The organism is Ruegeria sp. CDSA089 (genome assembly GCF_059612205.1).
Window position 1 is genome coordinate 146,409 of sequence record NZ_JBXWQD010000004.1, and the last position, 18,638, is coordinate 165,046.

The following is an 18,638-nucleotide window of genomic DNA, read 5'->3' on the forward strand; positions in this document are numbered from 1 at the left end:
GAGGAATTGATATGCCGCTCTATACTCTTGCATCCAAGAAACCTTTCCCCGAGCAGATCCGATTTGACATCGCGCAGGTCATCACCGATGTGCATTGCGGCCTAACTGGCGCGCCGTCCGAGTTCGTGAACGTCGTTTTCATGACCGGCTACAGCATGCGACGCGGAACTGTTTTGGGCGTGAACGGCAACGTCCGCATGGGCGGAGACCGGACCGCTGGTCTCTATGAAAAACTGAACGAGCAGATGCACACGCGTATCTCCGAGGCGGCCCAGCTGGAAAAAAGCAAGGTGCTGGTCACGCTGATCGGCATCGAAGCTAACTGGGTGGTCGAAGGCGGTATGGTTCTGCCCTTCCCGGGCGACGAAGCCGACTGGCTTGAGCGCAAGAACGCCACCCATGCCGCAATGGGGATCGGCCCCGTAACTGATTACATTTAAATCCAGGAGGGTTTAACAATGTCCGCACCGCACCTGACACCCGTTAAATCGGAAACGCCTGATCTCGAGGCTCTGCTTCTGGCTCAGAAAAAGGCCTATCTGGCCGATCCCATGCCCGACCGGGCGGCTCGGGTGCGGCGTCTGGACAAGCTGCACAACGCGCTGATCGACAACAAGGCGCGCATCATCGCGGCGGTCAGCAAGGATTTCTCGAACCGCTCGGCGGCTGAAACCGAACTGGCCGAGATCATGCCGCTGCTGGACGGTATCGCCTTTTACCGCAAGCGCCTGCGCAAGTTCATGAAACCGCAGCGCCGCCACACGCCGCTGACCCTGATGCCTGCCAGCATTCAGGTGCAATATCAGCCCGTGGGCGTGGTTGGCATCGTGGTGCCGTGGAACTTCCCGATCTTCCTGGCCCTGTCGCCGCTGGTAGGCGCCCTGGCCGCGGGCAACCGCGCGATGCTGAAATCGTCGGAATTCGCACCGGCCTCGGGCGATCTGCTGAAAGAAATCATCGCCGATATCTTCTCTGAGGACGAAGTAACCGTTGTCACCGGTGGTGTCGAGGTCGCGACTGAGTTCACCAAGTTGCCGTTCGACCATCTGGTGTTCACCGGTTCGACTCAGGTCGGCAAGATCGTGATGAAGGCCGCTGCCGACAACTTGACGCCGGTTACGCTGGAGCTGGGTGGCAAATCGCCGGTCATCATCCACAAGGACTTCCCGATTGATGAAGCCGCCAGCCGGATTGCATTCGGCAAAGGCATCAATGCCGGCCAGGTCTGCGTGTCGCCCGATTACATCCTGTGCCCGCGCGACACGGTGAACGCCTTTTGCACAGCCTTTGCGGATTCGATGAGCAAAGCCTACCCGACCCTGCGCGACAATCAGGACTATACGGCGATCATCACCGACCGTCAGAAAACCCGCCTTGAAGGCTATCTGAAAGACGCCGAGGCAAAAGGTGCCGAGCTGATCACCATCAACCCCAAGGGTGAGCATTTCAACGACACCCGCAAGATGCCGATGACGCTGATACTGGGCGCTACCGACGAGATGCTGGTGCTGCGCGAAGAGATATTTGGCCCAATCCTGCCGGTGATCCCCTACGACTCGATCGACGAGGCTGTGGCCTACGTCAACGATCGCCCGCGTCCACTGGCCTTCTACTACTTTGATTGGGACAAGGGCCGCGCCAACGACATTCTGGCCCGCACCCATGCGGGTGGTGCCTGCATCAACGACACCATGTCTCATGTGATGGCCGATGACATCCCGTTCGGCGGCATCGGTCCGTCGGGCATGGGTCACTATCACGGTGAAGAAGGCTTCCGCAATTTCTCGAAGGCCAAAGGCGTGGTCCGCAAGGGCCGCATCAATGCCACCGCATTTGTTGCCCCGCCCTGGGACAACTTCATGTTCAACAGCCTGAAAAAGCTTCAGGCGATGCGCTTCCGGCGCCGCAATATTCAGGAGTAAAGACCAATGGTTGCTGCTCAGAAAATCGAAACGACGAATCAAGGAAACACAGAAATGGCAACGCTTGGGGATTCCCTGACGCTGAAATCGGGAACGGTTCTGCGCAACCGGATCTGCAAAGCTTCGATGAACGAAGCTCTGGCCACTCCGGACGGTAAAGTCACACCTGCTCACGTCTCGCTGTACGAGGCATGGGCCCATAGCGGCGCGAGCCTGCTGATCACCGGCAACATGATGGTTGACGGCAAGCACATGAACGAACCGCTGGTCGTGGATGCGCTGCTGGACAGCAACATGGACCTGCTGCGCAAATGGGCGGCCACCGGCAAGGCGACCAACACCCATATCTGGCCGCAGCTGAACCACCCGGGCAAGCAGTCGCCCAAAATGGTCAACGACGCACCGGTTGCACCTTCGGTCGTGCCAATCCCGAATGAGATGTTCGCCCCCCCGCGCGAGCTGTCCGATTCCGAGATCGAGGACATCATCGACCGGTTCGCCGAAGCCGCCGCCCGTCTGGAAGAGGCAGGTTTCACCGGCGTTCAGCTGCACGGCGCGCATGGCTATCTGATCGGCCAGTTCCTGTCGCCGCATCACAACCGCCGCGAAGACAAATGGGGCGGCAGTTTTGACAACCGCTTCCGCTTTGTCGAAGAGGTCTACAAACGCGTCCGCGCTCGTACCGGCCCCGGTTTCAACGTTGGCATCAAGATCAACTCGTCCGACTTCCAAAAGGGCGGTTTCACCGAGGAAGACTCGATCGAAGTGGCCAAGCGTCTGGACGGTCTGGGCATCGACCTGATCGAAATCTCGGGAGGCAGTTGGGAAAACCCCGTCAACCGCAAGGGCAAGCAGGAAGTCAAAAAGGAGAGCACCCTCAAGCGCGAGGCATATTTCCTGGAATATGCCGAAAAGGTCAAAAACCAGATATCGACCCCTCTGGTCGTGACCGGCGGTTTCCGCTCGTCCGAGGGCATGAGCGAAGCTCTGGCAACCGGCGCTCTGGATATGGCCGGTGTGGCCCGTCCCTTCGCCGTCGATCCCAAGTTCGGCACTCATGTTCTGCAGAACCCCAAGCACGTATCGCATGTTGCGCCCATCCGTTCGGGTCTGAAGAAGATCGACGCAATGGCGATCATGGAGATCAGCTGGTACACCATGCAGATCGAACGCATCTCGCAAGGTAAGAAGGTGCAGACCAAAGCGGACGGTGTCTGGCCGGCGCTGCGCGTGATGTACCGGTTCTGGAAAAACGGCAAAGCGGTCAAAAAGGTCCGCGCCTGATCTCGCGGAACCCTGCCCGCAACAAGGAAAAGTTAGATGACGCATTCCAACGGCACCTGTAGCTGCGGGCAGGTTCACTTCAAAACACAAGGTCGCCCGCTGTTTAGGGCGATCTGTCACTGCACCATCTGCCAGCGGTTCAACGATGCCGAATATGGCGATATCCTGCTGTTTCGTGCTGCGGACGTGGACCAGGCCGGGTGTGGTGAAATTGTATACGAAAGCTTGAAGCAGCCGCCTTTGCTGGCGCGTGGCAGATGCACAGCATGCGGCAACCCGGCACTGGAAAAATTGAACGTGCCGCTGTTTCCAAAACTGATTTTGGTGCCCTCGGCCCGGATCGTCGAACAGGCAGACCTACCTTCACCCGATTTCCACATCTTTTACAATCACCGGGTCCGTGAAGCGCAGGACGATCTGCCGAAATCCAGCGGCTATCTGCCCAGCCAGGCTCGATTTACGATCCATCTGCTGCGCGGTTTGTTTCGCGGTCACGGCTGACCGGATGTTGAGCTACTGAGGAGAACGAGATGCAGAACCCCAATGGTACATGTTTGATAATCGGAGCTGGCGATGACACAGGCTCTGCTATCGCCCGGGCATTTGCCCGCGAGGGGTTAACCGCTTGTGTCGTCCGCCGCGACCGCCATGCCCATGCTCTTGAGGCGCTGGCGGAATCAATCCGCGACGAGGGTCATCAGGCCCGCGCCTATCCCGCTGATGCACGGGATGAGACCGAGATGCGCAATCTGATCGGTAAGATCGAGGAGGAGGTTGGCCCAATCGAGGTCGCCGTTTTCAACATCGGGGCCAATGTGCGTTTTGGCATCACCGAGACCACCCCGCGCGTCTATCGCAAGGTCTGGGAGATGGCCGCTTTCGCCGGGTTCTTGATGGGTCACGAGGTCGCCGCCCGGATGCTACCGCGCGAACGCGGGACGATCATTTTCACCGGAGCATCGGCCAGTATGCGTGGCAATGCCGGGTTCTCGGCCTTTTCGGGCGCGAAACACGCGCTGAGGGCGCTGGCGCAGTCCATGGCGCGCGAGTTGGGGCCAAAAAACATCCACGTCGCCCATACGGTGATCGACGGGGCCATCGACAGCAATTTTATCCGCGAACATTTCCCGGATGTGGACCAGATGCGCGAGGAAGACCGTATTCTGAACCCCGAGCATATCGCGCAGAATTATGTGATGCTGCACAAACAACCCCGTACGGCCTGGACGCATGAGATGGACCTGCGTCCCTGGAAAGAAACCTGGTAACTGGAGCGAACCATGACAGCTCAGGTAGACTTCATCTACGATTTCGGCAGCCCCAACGCCTATCTGGCCCATTGCCAGGTCAATGACATCGAGACCCGAACCGGCGCGTCGTTCAACTACATTCCTTGTCTTTTGGGCGGGATATTCAAAGCGACAGGCAATCAGTCTCCGTTTCTCATGTTCCGGGACGTCAAAGGTAGGCTGGATTACGACCGCGTGGAGTTCGAACGGTTTATTCGCCGGCATAAGCTGTCGAAGTTCCGAATGAACCCCCATTTCCCGGTTAACACGTTGCTTATGATGCGGGCGGCGGCAGCCGCTGAGGTTGACGGATTCCAAGGCAACTACATCACGGCAGGGATGGCCGCAATGTGGGAAAAGGAGCTCAAAATGGATGATCCGGACGTGTTTGTCTCTGCGATGAACGATGCAGGACTCGAAGGTCAAAATCTGTTGGAGCGTGCCAATGAAGATGCGGTCAAAGAGCGCTTGAAAAACAACACCAGCGCTGCTGTCGAGCGTGGTGTCTTCGGCATCCCCACCTTCTTTGTCGGAGAAGAAATGTTTTTCGGCAAGGACCGATTGGATCTCGTGGAACGAGAGCTTGAAAGCATCTCGAGCTCTTGAAAACCAAGACATCAGGGATCTTCAGCGATGCGAGGGTCCACTTTGCAATTACACAGATTGATGTTGGTTTAGGAAAACCGCAGAGGCGCTGCGTTTCGGCTGATCAAAGGTCGTTCACGCGCCTCATAGCAGGAAACTTGGCTCACAATGACTGATCACATGACACATCACCGAGACACGGACAACAACCCCGTAACGATCTCTGTTTCACGTCGCGTCGTACCGGGGCGCGAGGCCGAATTCGAGGATTGGATCCGAGGCATAGCCGAGGCTGCATCGCATTTCGAGGGGCAACAAGGTTTAAGCATTTTGCGCCCCTCCGAAAAGACTGGCGGGCGCTACGTCATGATTTATCGTTTCGATAATTACGAACATGCTGCCGCCTGGGAAACCTCGCCCGAGCGATCCGAGTGGATTGCCAAGCTGGAAGGGATATCCGATGGCGATGCAGATCGCAAAAGCGAGACCGGTCTCGAAGTGTGGTTCGATGTGCCCGAGATCCCTGCAGCCGTTCCAGCACCACGCCATAAAATGGCTGTTGTATTGATCGTTGTGATCTTTGCCCTTGTCTTTGCGCTTCAGGTTTTCCTCGTTCCTTTCATGACTGGTTGGCCACGTTGGGCACAGACGCTCAGCATCGTCACAATTCAGGTTGTGTCGATGACATATCTGATAATGCCAATCATAACTCTGCTGCTAAAGCCGTGGTTGTTTCGCAACCAAACTCAGGCAATCAAATAGATGTCTTGCCGTTCTTTGAAGGGATCAATGGACAATAGGACGTTCCTTATGGTTGTCAGAGTAGGCTCGTCAAAGGCCTCTTCACGTTCTCCATTTTAGACTCACAATGGTGTATTTCGCGCAATGAACGAAGACATTTCCTCACTTGCAGATTATCCAAACTCCTTCTGGAAACGGTTCAAGGTCACGGCGGGCGATCTGGACGGCTTCCACCACGTAAACAACGCTGTCTATTTGAAATGGATGGATGCTACCGTTTGGGAACATACGCGGCATGTCGGTTTGACCGAGCAAGCCTGCCTCGACCTGAATCGCGGTATGGCCGCAGTGCGCCACGAGATCGATTATCTGTCCTCCGCTTTTTTGGATGATGAGATCGTCGTGTACAACTGGCTCTCGGTGAATGATGAGCGTTTGCGTTGCAGTCGCCTGTTTCAGATGATCCGATTGGGTGACAGCAGAACGATATTGCGCGCCAGATCAGACTATGTGTGTACCAATCTGACAACTGGACGTCCGACACGTATGCCGAATGAATTCAAGACCGGATATAAAGTCACAATCCCTCGAAGCGGCTGACAGCGATCCGCTGCAAACATTGCGCAGTATCACCCAAAACCCCTTGAAAGTTTGATTTCGCAATGCGGAATATAGTTGTCCGCTTTTGGGGATTGGGTAGCGTTTGGGTGACAAATCCCGTGTGGTTGGGTGTGGCGCTTTGTGGTGGTTTGCCCGCCAGAAACTCACCGTCGCCAATAAGTTTACGATGTCGGATGTAGCGGCCTGCGAACTCTCGGACCGTACCAGAACTCGGTCATGATCCGCGCAACGGGGTTCAAGCCCCTCCTCAGCTTTCTCGTTCCCCAAACAGTTTTGGACCACAGACTCGCTGCGTTCGGTTCGACCGACCAGTATCTGTGCATCATCTGTCTTGGGTATTTGCGCGGAGTTTATACCTGATTAAAAAACTCAGGTTGACAAAGGAGACTAATTCACTCAGTTATTTGTCAGCCAGCACCAATCAGGTGCGCCGACCACTCTGAATTAACAAAAAAGACCTGATCCCATGACCAGATTCCATGCTGCTGCCAGCGCGCTGGCGCTGTGCGTTGCAACCAATGCGTCCGCGGCCGAGACCCCCTCGAAAGCCGACATCCTCGCCACCTACGCCAATATCGCCCAAGCGAAATACGATGACAGCCTGATCGCCGCCAAAATGCTACAGACGGCGGTGCATGCCCTGATCGCGAACCCTTCGGACGCGACGTTGGCGGCGGCCAAGGCGGCGTGGATTTCCGCGCGCGTGCCCTATCAGCAGACCGAGGTCTACCGGTTCGGAAACCCAATTGTCGACGAGTGGGAAGGCAAAGTGAACGCGTGGCCGTTGGATGAAGGGCTGATCGACTATGTGGATGCCACTTATGGCGGCCCATCGGACGAGAACGAGTTCGCCGCGCTGAACATCATCGCGAACCCCAACTTTACCCTGTCGGGCCAAACCATCGATGCTAGCCAGATCACCCCCGAACTGCTGGCCGAAACCCTGCACGAGGCTGATGGGATCGAAGCGAACGTAGCCACCGGTTATCATGCAATCGAGTTTCTTCTTTGGGGGCAGGACCTGAACGGCCACGGTGTCGGGGCCGGAAACCGCCCGTGGACGGACTATGCCTCCGGCGCCGATTGCACCGGCGGGAATTGTGACCGTCGCGGAGAATATCTGCGCGCTGTGACCGATTTGTTGGTCAGCGATCTAGACTGGATGGTTGCACAATGGGTTGAAGGCGGTGATGCGCGCTTGGCACTGACCGAGAACGAGGCCACAGGCGTCAGCGCAATTCTGACCGGCATGGGCTCGCTGTCATATGGAGAACAGGCCGGTGAGCGGATGCGCCTCGGCCTGATGCTGAATGATCCGGAAGAGGAACATGATTGCTTCTCGGACAACACCCATAACAGCCACTACTATGACGGTCTGGGCATCCAGAATGTCTATCTGGGCAGCTACACCCGGATCGACGGTACTCCGATCTCGGGCGCGTCACTGTCCGACCTTATCACCGCGACCGACCCGGCGTTGGATGCCGAGATGAAGGTGAAGCTGGCCAACACGATGCAAGCGCTAGGCCGGATCAAATCGACGGCCGAGGCTGGGTTCGCCTATGACCAGATGCTGGAACGCGGCAATGCAGGTGGCGAAGCCTTGATCATGGGCGGCGTGAACGGCCTGATCGATCAGACCAAGACCATCGAACGAATCGTCACCAAGCTGGAGCTGGATCAGATTGATTTTGAAGGCTCGGACAGTTTGGACAACCCCAACGCAGTCTTCCAGTGATCCCGCACCTGTGAGGCGGCATCTCATAGTCGCCTCGCAGGTTTTTGAGGGCTGGTAGACGGTTTGCCGCAGGACATTCAGCAATTAACCGACTATTATAGTCAGAATAAGCAGCTAAAGGCGTTCTGCCATGATCGTTTGCCATTGCACCAACATCTCGGACGCAGACATCCGCGCCGCGATCGACTGGATGCGCGCATCAGATTCCCATGCGGTGATCACCCCCGGCAAGATCTATCATGCCCTTGGAAAATCAGCGGATTGTGGCGGATGCATGCCACTTTTCCTAGACACGATGCGGTCCAACGATAAGCTGGAAATCCCCATGCAGCTTCGGACATTGCGGTCCGCAGCATCACAGGAGAAAGCACATGAAGGGCGATCCCAAAGTCATAGAATACCTCAACAAATCCCTGCGGCATGAGCTGACGGCGGTCAGCCAGTATTGGCTTCACTACCGCTTGCAGGAGGATTGGGGCCTTGGTCACATGGCCAAGAAAAGTCGCGAGGAAAGCATCGAGGAGATGGGCCACGCGGACAAGCTGATCGAACGGATCATCTTTCTGGAAGGCCATCCCAACCTGCAAAAGCTGGACCCACTTCGCATCGGGCAGACACCCAAGGAAACTCTGGAATGTGATCTGGCAGCCGAACACGACGCGCGCGCCCTGTATGTGGAGGCCCGCGAATACTGCCGCGAGGCGGGGGACTATGTGACCATGTCCCTGTTTGAAGGCTTGATCAGCGATGAAGAGGGTCACATCGACTTCCTCGAAACGCAGCTTGATCTGTATGAAAGGATTGGCGAAGCCAATTATGCGCATCTCAATGCATCGAAAATGGACGAAGGCGAGTAAGCTTTCGATCGTGGCGGTGGCGGCTTTGGCGGCCACCCCCTCTTTCCCGACCGAGTTGCAGGACCTGCACCTCAACTTCCAGCCCAGAACCGAAGACGAGGCCGCCCGGATCGCGGATGTCACCGCCGCGCCTGAGGATTTCAGCGTGCCACAACGGTTCGAGGACCTGCCCGCAGGGGCGGCCACCGTGCGGTTGCGCGCGGATGCGGATGCGTTCTCGCAACCATCGGGCAATCTGGAGTTTGAGCAGGAGTTGTATTTCAAAGTCGGCAACGGGCTGTTCAAGAAGATTTGGGTTTCGTCGCCGTCATCGACACTGGCCTCGGACGGGTTGGGGCCGCTTTACAACGCGCGGTCGTGCCAGCGGTGCCACATCAAGGACGGGCGCGGCCATACGCCGAATGGCCCACAGGACAGCGCGGTGTCGATGTTCCTGCGCGTCTCAATCCCTGGCGGGGCGGGCCAGTCCGAGATCGCGGACTATGTCGCCACGCAGCCAGAGCCAAACTACGGCGGTCAGATGCAGGACCTCGCCCTGCCCGGCCACCCGGCAGAATACCGGCTGGACATCACCTACACGGACGTCCCTGTCGAACTGTTGGATGGTGAGACGGTCACGTTGCGCGCACCGACCTATACCGCCGCTGATCTGGGCTATGGGCCGCTGCACCCGCAGGCGATGCTCAGCCCACGCGTGGCACCGCAGATGATCGGGCTGGGTCTGCTCGAAGCGATCCCGGTCGGGGATATACTGGCCAAGGCCGACCCAGAAGACGGTGATGGGGACGGCATCTCAGGCCGCCCCAACATTGTGTGGTCGACCGAATTCGATGCGCCGATGATGGGGCGGTTCGGCTACAAGGCTGGGATGCCGACTATCTTGGAGCAATCGGCAGGTGCCTTTGCCGGAGACATCGGGATATCCAGCCCTCTGTTCCCTGCGGCCCATGGTGACTGCACGGAGTTGCAGGAGAACTGCGTGAATGCCCCGCATGGCGATGGCGACGACCGTGTGTTCGAGATTGATCAGCAGGGTATGGACCTTGTGGCCTTCTACAGCCGCAATCTTGGGGTGCCAGAACGTCGAGATGCAGACGACCCGCAAGTGCTGCGCGGAAAGCAGGTCTTCCACCAGACCGGCTGTGCGTTGTGCCACACCCCTGCCTACGTCACGCACCGTATGGAGGACCGGCCTGAACACAGTTTCCAACTGATCTGGCCCTATACCGACTTGCTGCTGCACGACATGGGCGAAGGTCTGGCCGATCATCGCCCCGAGGCGCGCGCAACGGGCCGGGAATGGCGCACGCCGCCGCTGTGGGGTATTGGCCTGACCCAGCAGGTTTCGGGTCATACCCAATTCCTGCATGACGGGCGGGCGCGATCCCTGCTGGAGGCGGTCCTGTGGCACGGGGGCGAGGCGCAAGCGGCGCGCGATACGGTTGTGTCGATGCCCAAGCTTGACCGAGACGCCCTGATCCGCTTTCTGGAGAGCCTCTGATGCGCCCGCTGTTTCTTGCCCTTGCTTTGGCTTTGCCCCTGCCCGCCACAGCGCAGGACAGTGCTGCGATTCTGACGGACGTGGTCGAAGCACACGTTCTGCCCGGTTATGCGAGACTGACCGAGACGACCGCCACTTTGGCCGCGACCGCGCAGGCCGGATGCGATCCTGCATCACCTGACCTGCGGGCCGCATTCCATGGCGCATTCGACGATTGGATCTTGGTCAGTCACCTTCGGTTCGGACCGTCTGAACGGGACGACCGCGCCTTTGCGCTGGCCTTTTGGCCCGACACCAAGGGATTCACGCCCAAGGCCCTGAGCGGTTTGATCTCGACCAGCGACCCCGTTGTAGAAAGCCCCAAGGCCTTTGCCGAAACCTCCATCGCCGGGCGCGGGTTTTTCGCGCTGGAGATGATGCTCTTTGATCCCGCCTTTGCTGATCAGGGCCAAGCCCCCTATCGCTGCGCCCTGATCCGCGCGATCACAACTGACATCGACCGCAACGCAAAGGCCATCGCCGAGGACTGGCAGCCCTTTGCCGAACACGTGACACACTCCGGCGGCAACAGCCCCTATCGGTCTGAAAACGAAGCCCTGCAAGAGCTATACAAGGCACTGTCCACCGGCCTTCAATTCACGTCCGAGACCCGCCTTGGACGCCCGCTGGGCACATTCGACCGCCCCCGTCCAAAGCGGGCCGAGGCGCGCCGGTCAGCGCGGTCCGTGCGCCATGTGGAACTGTCGCTGATCACCCTGCGTGATCTGGCCATGCGCCTATCTGCGGATCATCCTGCCATTGCGGCAGACATGGACAGCGCGTTCGACAATGCGATTGCCCGCGTGCAAGCCTTGGACGACCCTGCATTTGCGGGCGTGGCCAACCCGCAAGGCCGTTTACGCATCGAGGCGCTGCAACAGTCGATCAACGATATCCGCCAGATTGCCGCCACTGAACTGGGCCCAACCCTGGGCATCAGCGCCGGGTTCAACGCACTGGACGGTGACTGACCATGACCAGCCGTCGCCATTTTCTTGTCGGGCTTGCCGCCACCAGCATGACACCCATAGGCGGTTGGGCGGAAGTTGGCGCGCCCGACTACTTGGCCGCAGCGCTGTTTCCCGATGGCTCTTACCGGCTGGCGGGGCTGAGTGCCGGGGGAGATATCCTGTTCACGTTACCCTTGCCCGCAAGGGGTCACGCGGCAGCCGCGCACCCTCAGCGCGCGCAGGCGGTGGCATTTGCCCGCCGACCGGGCACTTTTGCGCTGGTGATCGATTGCGCAACCGGAGCCCAAACCGCCCGGCTGGACGCTCCAAAAGACCGCCATTTCTATGGCCACGGCGTGTTTTCGGCAGATGGGGCAACGCTCTACACCACCGAAAACGACTATGAGGCAGGCGAAGGCGTGATCGGCGTTTGGAATACAGAAGATTTAGCGCGATTGGGTGAGTTCCCCTCGGGCGGGATCGGCCCTCATGACATGCGCCTGATGCCCGACGGCCAAACACTTGTTGTGGCCAATGGCGGCATCGAAACCCACCCCGAAACAGGTCGCACCAAGCTGAACCTGCCCGTCATGCGCCCCAACCTGACATATCTGAACCACTCTGGCGCGGTTATAGAACAGATGGAACTGCCGCGCGCGCTGCACAGAAACTCGATCCGCCATCTGGCTGTCCGGCCCGACGGCCTGGTGGCCTTTGCGCTGCAATGGCAAGGGGACAAAACACAGCACCCGCCGCTGCTGGGCCTGCACCGGCGCGGCACGGCCCCGCGCCTGTTGACCGCTCCCGAGACAGAACAGAGCACCCTTCAGGGTTACGCGGGCAGCATCGCTTTCGCCAGTGATGGCAAAACCGTCGCCATCACCTGCCCCCGAGGCAACGCGCTGCATCAATTCGATGTCGAAACCGGCAATTTGACGGCGGCCTATTCCCTGACGGATGTCTGCGGCATCGGCCCAGCCGAGCAGGGATTTGTCTTCACCACAGGCACTGGCGCGGTCGGAGAAATCATCGAAAGCGCCCACATCATGGCGCGCGCCAAATGCCAATGGGACAACCACTTGATCCCAATCCGCACCTTGGCCTAAATTCGGCAATTCGCGATACATAGATTACACTTGGACGAATCAAATTGCTGCCGTATTGGCGGGCGCTAAACCGGCACCCTACGTTAAGGACTGACTTGATTGAAACAGACGCCCGACGCACCGCATTCCATCTACGGGGTTGAAAAATGGGGCAAGGGCCTCATCGAGGTGACAGAGCAGGGCGAGATCGGTTTGCGCAACCCTATACACCCCGAAGCCGCCGCAATCAGCCTGCCCGGTATCTTGTCCGATCTGGACGACCGGGGGATCAAGGCCCCGATGGTGCTGCGCGTAACCTCGTATCTGGAACACGAGATTGCGCATCTGAACGAAAGCTTCCGCGATGCCATCGCCCGCGTTAACTACAAGGGCGCCTATCGTGGTGTTTTCCCCATCAAGGTGAACCAGCAGGCACAGGTCGTCGACCGGATCGTCGAGTTCGGGAAGAAATACAATTATGGGCTGGAAGCGGGCTCCAAGCCCGAACTGGTTGTGGCGCTGGCCCATCGTCTGGCCCCCGAGGCACTGATCGTCTGCAATGGCGTCAAGGATGCCGAATTCATCCAATTGGCCATTCTTTCCCGCAAGATCGGCTTCAACACCGTCATCGTTCTGGAAAGCCCGAAAGAGGCCGACACGGTGATCGAGGTCTATAACGAGCTAGGCATCGAACCGCTGATCGGCGTGCGGGTAAAACTGACCAACCAGATCAGCGGAAAATGGGAAGAAAGCTCGGGCGACCGATCAGCCTTTGGCATGAACACGGACCAACTTGTCGCCACGGTGGACAAGCTGAAGGCGGCAGGGCTGCTGCACTGCCTGAAGCTGCAGCACTCGCATCTGGGATCGCAGGTGCAGGACGTCAACGATGTGCGCCGCGCCGTCGGCGAAGCTTGCCGCTATTACACTGAACTTACCCGCGAGGGCGTACCGCTGACCCATCTGGACCTCGGCGGCGGCATGGGTGTGGACTATACCGGTGAGAAGAAAGCGGCTGAGAACTCGATCAACTACACGGTCGAGGAATACTGCGCCAACGTCGTCGAGACCGTCGCCTACGCGATGGATGAGGCCAAAATCGCCCACCCAACGCTGGTCACCGAAAGCGGCCGTGCGGTGGTGGCGACATCCTCGATGCTGGTGTTCAACGTGCTGGAAAGCACGCTTTACGATGCACCGACTGCACCGGATGTGGAACCTGACGACAACCATCTGGTTTCGGACCTTGCTGCCGTTCACGGATACCTCAGCCAAGATCGTCTGCAAGAATGCTGGAACGACGCCACCTTTTACCGCAACGAACTGCGCGCCCTGTTCCGTCGCGGCTATGTCGACCTGCGCCAGATGGCCCGCGCCGAGCGTATCTATCTGTCGCTGATGGCCCGCCTCAAGGCGCTGGCCGCAAGCGATGATCTGGACACGGATGTAGACGATCAGCTTGAGAAAGTGGCCGATATCTACCACTGCAACTTCTCGCTGTTCCAATCCCTGCCCGATGTCTGGGCGATCGACCAGCTACACCCGATCGTGCCGCTCCAAGGGCTGAACGAAACCCCCGACCGCCGCGCCGTCTTGTCAGACATCACCTGCGACAGCGACGGTAAGATCGACCGATTCATTCTGGCCGACGGTGTCTCACCCAGCCTGCCTGTGCATTCCCTGCCCAAGGACGGCGAGTACTTCATGGGCGTCTTCTTCGTCGGTGCCTATCAGGAAACGCTCGGCGATCTGCACAACCTGTTCGGCGATACCAACGTCGTCACCATCGATCTGCGCGCCGATGGCGGGTTCGACCTGCTGCACGAACAAGAGGGCGACACGATCAGTCAGGTCCTGTCCTATGTCGAGTTCGACCCGCAAGACTGCGTCGCCGCCTTCCGGAAAATGGTGGACGAGGCGATCTCGACCGGTACTCTGATGGCCAAGGACCGAAAAACCCTGATGAGCGCCTATCGCGACTCCATCAACGGCTACACCTATTACGAATAAGAAGGAGACAGACCATGGGCAAAACACTGGTTGTCGGCGCCGGCGGCGTATCCCACGCAGCCGTGCACAAGATGGCGATGAACTCGGACATCTTCACCGAGATCACTCTGGCCAGCCGCACGAAATCGAAATGCGACGCCATCGCCGCAGCCGTAAAAGACCGCGTTGGTGTAGATATCGCTACTGCCGAACTGGACGCCTACAAGGTCGAAGACACGGTCAAGCTGATCAAAGAAACCGGCGCGGAAATCCTTGTGAACCTCGCCTTGCCCTATCAGGATCTGGTGTTGATGGATGCGTGTCTTGAGGCCGGTATCCACTACATCGACACCGCGAATTATGAGCCCGAGGATGAGGCCAAGTTCGAATACCACTGGCAATGGGCCTATCAGGAGCGCTTCAAAGAGGCCGGCTTGACCGCCATTCTCGGATCTGGCTTCGATCCGGGCGTGACCAGCGTGTTCGCCAAATGGCTCAAGAAACACAAGCTGGACACAATCCGTCAGATCGACGTGCTAGACGCCAATGGCGGCAGCAACGATCAGGAATTCGCCACCAACTTCAACCCGGAAATCAACCTGCGCGAAGTGCTGGCCGAAGTGCGTCACTGGGAAAACGGCGCGTGGCAACACTCCCCCGCCATGACCCACAAGGTCGAGTTCGACTTCCCCGCCATCGGTCCCAAGAACATGTACTTGATGTATCACGAGGAACTGGAGAGCCTCAGCACCCACTTCCCCGAGATCGAACGCGCCCGCTTTTGGATGACCTTCGGCGACGCCTACATCATGCACGCCAAAGTGCTGGAAAACGTCGGCATGACCCGCATCGATCCGGTGATGCATGACGGCAAAGAGATAATCCCGATCCAGTTCCTGAAAACCTTGCTGCCCGATCCCGGCGATCTGGGCGCGGAAACCAAGGGCAAAGCCTGCATCGGCGACATCGCCACAGGTCAGGCCAAGGACGGCTCGGGCGAAAAAACCTACTATATCTACAACATCTGCGACCATGAGGAATGCTACGCTGAGGTCGGCTCTCAGGCCGTCAGCTACACCACCGGCGTTCCCGCGATGATCGGCGCGGCACAGGTCCTGAAAGGCAACTGGCGCGAGCCGGGCGTTTGGAACATGGAACAACTCGACCCCGATGACTTCATGGATATGCTGAACAATCACGGCCTGCCATGGCAAGTTCATGAACTTGACGGTCCCGTCGAATTCTAATCCGCAGAACTTCTTCTGTTCAAAAGTACCTCGGGGGTCGCCATTGATGCGCCATTGGTTCAAGCACCAATGGCGACGGGCAGAGCCCCCGGCCTAACCACAATCGGAGACGCCGGACATGTCCGACATGATGACGACCCAAGCCGGAGACGCCGGCGCCTTCCGCAATTTCGACCTCAGCCGCGTCCCCACACCTTGCTTTGTGGTCGACGAAAAAGCGGTCGAGCGGAACCTGACCATCCTCTCCGAGATCGGCACCCGGTCCGGCGCACATGTCCTCAGCGCGCTCAAGGCGTTCTCGATGTTCTCACTGGCCCCTCTGATCCGTCACCACCTCGGCGGTACCTGCGCCAGTGGCATCTACGAAGCACGACTGGGTCGCGAAGAATATGGCGGCGAGGTCGCCACCTTCTGCGCCGGTTACAAGGACGCTGATATCGACGAAATCCTATCGCTGTCGGATCACATCATCTTCAACTCACCCGCGCAAAAGGACCGCTTCCTGGCAGCAGCCCAAGCCGCGAACGTTCAGGTCGGCCTGCGCATCAACCCAGAACATTCCGAAGGCGAGATACCCAAATACGATCCCTGCGCGCCCTGCTCGCGCCTCGGGACACCCGTCAGCCAATTGTCCGAAGACACACTGATCGGAGTCGACGGGCTACACATGCACACGCTCTGCGAACAGGGGTTCGAGCCGTTGCAACGCACATGGGCCGCCGTTGAGCCGAAGCTCAAACCCTTCCTCGGCCAGCTCAAATGGCTGAATTTCGGCGGCGGTCACCACATCACGCGCGATGACTATGACCGGGATGGGCTAGTGACTTGCATCAAATCCATCCGGGCGAAATACGATGTCGCCATCTACCTCGAACCCGGCGAGGCCGTTGCGCTGGACGCGGGTATTCTGGTCGGCGAAATCCTCGACCTGCCCACCAATGGTATGAACCTCGCCATCACCGATATCTCGGCCACCTGCCACATGCCCGACGTGATCGAGGCCCCCTATCGCCCCGCCTTGATGGACGAGGCCGAAGCAGGTCATACCTACCGTCTGGGTGGCCCCTCCTGTCTGGCTGGTGACGTGATCGGCGACTACACGTGGAACCAGCCGCTTGAGATCGGCCAGCGCTTTGCCTTCCTAGATCAGGCGCATTACTCGATGGTCAAAACCAACACGTTCAATGGGGTGCCCCTGCCGACCATCGCCCTGTGGAACAGCGAAACGGATGCGCTGAATATCATCAAACAGTTCGGCTATGACGACTTTAAGGACCGCCTCTCATGAGCATTTTCCTCGATAGTGAACTGACCGCGTCTGAACGCACCAAAGACGCGCGGTTCCGCGTGATCCCCGTACCGCTGGAGCGCACCGTGTCCTACGGCGCGGGCACCGCCAAAGGCCCCGAAGCCATCATCGAGGCCAGTAATGAACTGGAACGCATCACAGGCCACGCGGAACCCTGCGTCGAAGGCATCGTCACCGAAGACCCGCTGGATTGCGACGGCCCCTTGCCCGAAGTGATGGAACGCCTTGCGCAACGCACCGAGGCTGCGGTGCGCGCTGGCAAGGTGCCGGTCACACTGGGCGGGGAACATTCGCTCAGCTATGGTGCGGTGATGGGCGTGGCGCGGGCGTTGAACCAGCCCGTCGGGATCGTGCAAATCGACGCCCATGCGGACCTGCGCAACGCCTATCAGGGTAAGAAACACTCGCACGCCTCAGTCATGCATCTGCTGACCGAAGAGGGCATCAAACTGGCCCAATTCGGCGTCCGCGCCTTTTCCACCGAAGAGGCCAAAAGCCGTCTGAAAAACCACGTATTCCACGTCGACGCCGAGGAACTGGTCACAGGCAATATCCACGCCGTCGACCTGCCCGAGGATTTCCCCGAGCTGGTCTATGTCAGCTTTGACGTGGACGGTCTGGACCCTTCGTTGATGCCTGCCACCGGCACCCCGGTTCCGGGCGGGCTCGGTTACTACCAAGCCCTGCGGTTGGTCGAACATGCCCTTAAAGGCCGCAAATGCGTGGGGTTCGACGTGGTCGAATTGGCCCCCGATGGCAACGCGGCGTGGGATTTCACCGCCGCGCAGATCGTCTATCGGCTGATGGCGTCCTGTTAACCTTCGGAAGTCTCGTTCAATTCCATGTGCCCCTCGCCCTTGTTCAATACGCGACGCAGCATGGGCTCGAAAAACTCCAACGGTTTGGTCGGGTAGTCCGGGTCGAACGCCTTCTGATCGTATTCATGGCAGAAATAGCGGCAGTCCTCCCAATAAGGACTGTCGCGGTACTTGTCGCGGGCGTTGCGATCGCCGCCAAGGTGGTGGTTATAGTAGTAGCCCTGAAACACACAGTGATGTTTCAAAATCCAATAGGTCTTCTCGCTGACATAGGGCTTCATCATCGCCGCTGACAGCTCACCGTGATTGTAGGGCGACAGGATATCGCCGGTGTCATGGATCAGAGCAGCGACCACCAGTTCCTCATCAGCCCCATCTTCGTAAGCGCGGGTCGCGGCCTGCAAACTATGCTGATAGCGGTTGACCGGGTATGGCGTCCACTCCTCGTCCAGCGACCGGATAGCGTCCAGAATACGGTCGGGCAAAGCGGCGTTGTACGCCTCTTCATACTCCATCACGGCATCCCAATCGGCCTTTGTCGCCTCTTCAAAACTGGTCCAAGTGGGTTTGTGGCTTTTGTCCAGCATGGAAGCGGTCCTTTCATCGATCCGTTTACGAAAGCTTACTCCACTCCAGCTGAGCGAAAAAATGAATTGATTTTAT

Annotated in this window: 19 protein-coding genes; 18 read left to right on the plus strand and 1 reads right to left on the minus strand. The window is 58.6% G+C overall.

The window, feature by feature from the left end; translation table 11 throughout:
• The first annotated feature begins 11 nt into the window (after positions 1-11).
• The 18 genes from AC2FJ6_RS11620 (at position 12) to speB (ending at position 17,975) form a co-directional block, all read left to right on the plus strand.
• Positions 12-440, plus strand: coding sequence for a hypothetical protein (locus tag AC2FJ6_RS11620; protein ID WP_496669094.1), 429 nt, complete (start codon positions 12-14; stop codon positions 438-440).
• Between the two features lie 18 nt (positions 441-458).
• Entirely contained in the window at positions 459-1,922 is a 1,464-nt protein-coding gene (locus AC2FJ6_RS11625; RefSeq protein WP_496669096.1) for a coniferyl aldehyde dehydrogenase, read from the plus strand.
• Between the two features lie 54 nt (positions 1,923-1,976).
• Positions 1,977-3,206 (plus strand): NADH:flavin oxidoreductase/NADH oxidase family protein, encoded by a 1,230-nt coding sequence (locus tag AC2FJ6_RS11630; protein WP_496669098.1) that lies wholly within the window; start codon positions 1,977-1,979, stop codon positions 3,204-3,206.
• 36 nt (positions 3,207-3,242) lie between these two features.
• Positions 3,243-3,707 (plus strand): GFA family protein, encoded by a 465-nt coding sequence (locus AC2FJ6_RS11635; protein ID WP_170790750.1) that lies wholly within the window; start codon positions 3,243-3,245, stop codon positions 3,705-3,707.
• 29 nt (positions 3,708-3,736) lie between these two features.
• Positions 3,737-4,474 (plus strand): SDR family oxidoreductase, encoded by a 738-nt coding sequence (locus AC2FJ6_RS11640; protein ID WP_496669100.1) that lies wholly within the window; start codon positions 3,737-3,739, stop codon positions 4,472-4,474.
• 12 nt (positions 4,475-4,486) lie between these two features.
• Positions 4,487-5,101 carry a 2-hydroxychromene-2-carboxylate isomerase gene (locus AC2FJ6_RS11645; protein WP_496669102.1) on the plus strand — a complete coding sequence of 205 codons (615 nt, stop codon included), beginning with the start codon at positions 4,487-4,489 and terminating at the stop codon, positions 5,099-5,101.
• Positions 5,102-5,260: 159 nt separating this feature from the next.
• Positions 5,261-5,842 (plus strand): antibiotic biosynthesis monooxygenase, encoded by a 582-nt coding sequence (locus AC2FJ6_RS11650; RefSeq protein ID WP_496669104.1) that lies wholly within the window; start codon positions 5,261-5,263, stop codon positions 5,840-5,842.
• Positions 5,843-5,965: 123 nt separating this feature from the next.
• A complete protein-coding gene (locus AC2FJ6_RS11655) occupies positions 5,966-6,421 on the plus strand; it encodes an acyl-CoA thioesterase (protein ID WP_170786875.1) in 456 nt (151 codons plus the stop codon).
• Between the two features lie 487 nt (positions 6,422-6,908).
• Positions 6,909-8,180 (plus strand): imelysin family protein, encoded by a 1,272-nt coding sequence (locus AC2FJ6_RS11660; protein WP_496669106.1) that lies wholly within the window; start codon positions 6,909-6,911, stop codon positions 8,178-8,180.
• A gap of 130 nt (positions 8,181-8,310) precedes the next feature.
• The gene (locus tag AC2FJ6_RS11665) at positions 8,311-8,604 is read left to right on the plus strand and encodes a (2Fe-2S)-binding protein (protein ID WP_170773887.1); all 294 of its coding nucleotides are present in this window, start codon (positions 8,311-8,313) and stop codon (positions 8,602-8,604) included.
• On the plus strand, positions 8,552-9,037 hold the full coding sequence (bfr, locus tag AC2FJ6_RS11670) for a bacterioferritin (protein ID WP_170773884.1): 486 nt from the start codon (positions 8,552-8,554) through the stop codon (positions 9,035-9,037). The genes AC2FJ6_RS11665 and bfr overlap by 53 nt, the downstream gene beginning before the upstream one ends.
• The gene (locus tag AC2FJ6_RS11675; protein WP_170773882.1) at positions 9,009-10,538 is read left to right on the plus strand and encodes a di-heme oxidoreductase family protein; all 1,530 of its coding nucleotides are present in this window, start codon (positions 9,009-9,011) and stop codon (positions 10,536-10,538) included. Before bfr ends, AC2FJ6_RS11675 begins: the two co-directional genes overlap by 29 nt.
• The gene (locus AC2FJ6_RS11680) at positions 10,538-11,548 is read left to right on the plus strand and encodes an imelysin family protein (RefSeq protein ID WP_170773880.1); all 1,011 of its coding nucleotides are present in this window, start codon (positions 10,538-10,540) and stop codon (positions 11,546-11,548) included. The genes AC2FJ6_RS11675 and AC2FJ6_RS11680 overlap by 1 nt, the downstream gene beginning before the upstream one ends.
• 2 nt (positions 11,549-11,550) lie before the next feature.
• A complete protein-coding gene (locus AC2FJ6_RS11685; protein WP_170773878.1) occupies positions 11,551-12,633 on the plus strand; it encodes a DUF1513 domain-containing protein in 1,083 nt (360 codons plus the stop codon).
• Positions 12,634-12,732: 99 nt separating this feature from the next.
• Positions 12,733-14,622 carry a biosynthetic arginine decarboxylase gene (speA, locus tag AC2FJ6_RS11690; protein WP_170773876.1) on the plus strand — a complete coding sequence of 630 codons (1,890 nt, stop codon included), beginning with the start codon at positions 12,733-12,735 and terminating at the stop codon, positions 14,620-14,622.
• A gap of 14 nt (positions 14,623-14,636) precedes the next feature.
• A complete protein-coding gene (locus AC2FJ6_RS11695) occupies positions 14,637-15,848 on the plus strand; it encodes a saccharopine dehydrogenase family protein (protein ID WP_496669108.1) in 1,212 nt (403 codons plus the stop codon).
• Positions 15,849-15,966: 118 nt separating this feature from the next.
• Positions 15,967-17,136: a carboxynorspermidine decarboxylase gene (gene nspC, locus AC2FJ6_RS11700; RefSeq protein WP_170773872.1), complete on the plus strand. Its 1,170-nt coding sequence runs from the start codon at positions 15,967-15,969 to the stop codon at positions 17,134-17,136.
• Entirely contained in the window at positions 17,133-17,975 is an 843-nt protein-coding gene (speB, locus tag AC2FJ6_RS11705; RefSeq protein WP_170773870.1) for an agmatinase, read from the plus strand. Before nspC ends, speB begins: the two co-directional genes overlap by 4 nt.
• Here speB and AC2FJ6_RS11710 read toward each other — a convergent pair.
• Complete coding sequence (locus tag AC2FJ6_RS11710) at positions 17,972-18,562, minus strand: HD domain-containing protein (RefSeq protein WP_170773868.1); 591 nt, start codon at positions 18,560-18,562, stop codon at positions 17,972-17,974. The genes speB and AC2FJ6_RS11710 overlap by 4 nt on opposite strands.
• Positions 18,563-18,638: the final 76 nt, after the last annotated feature.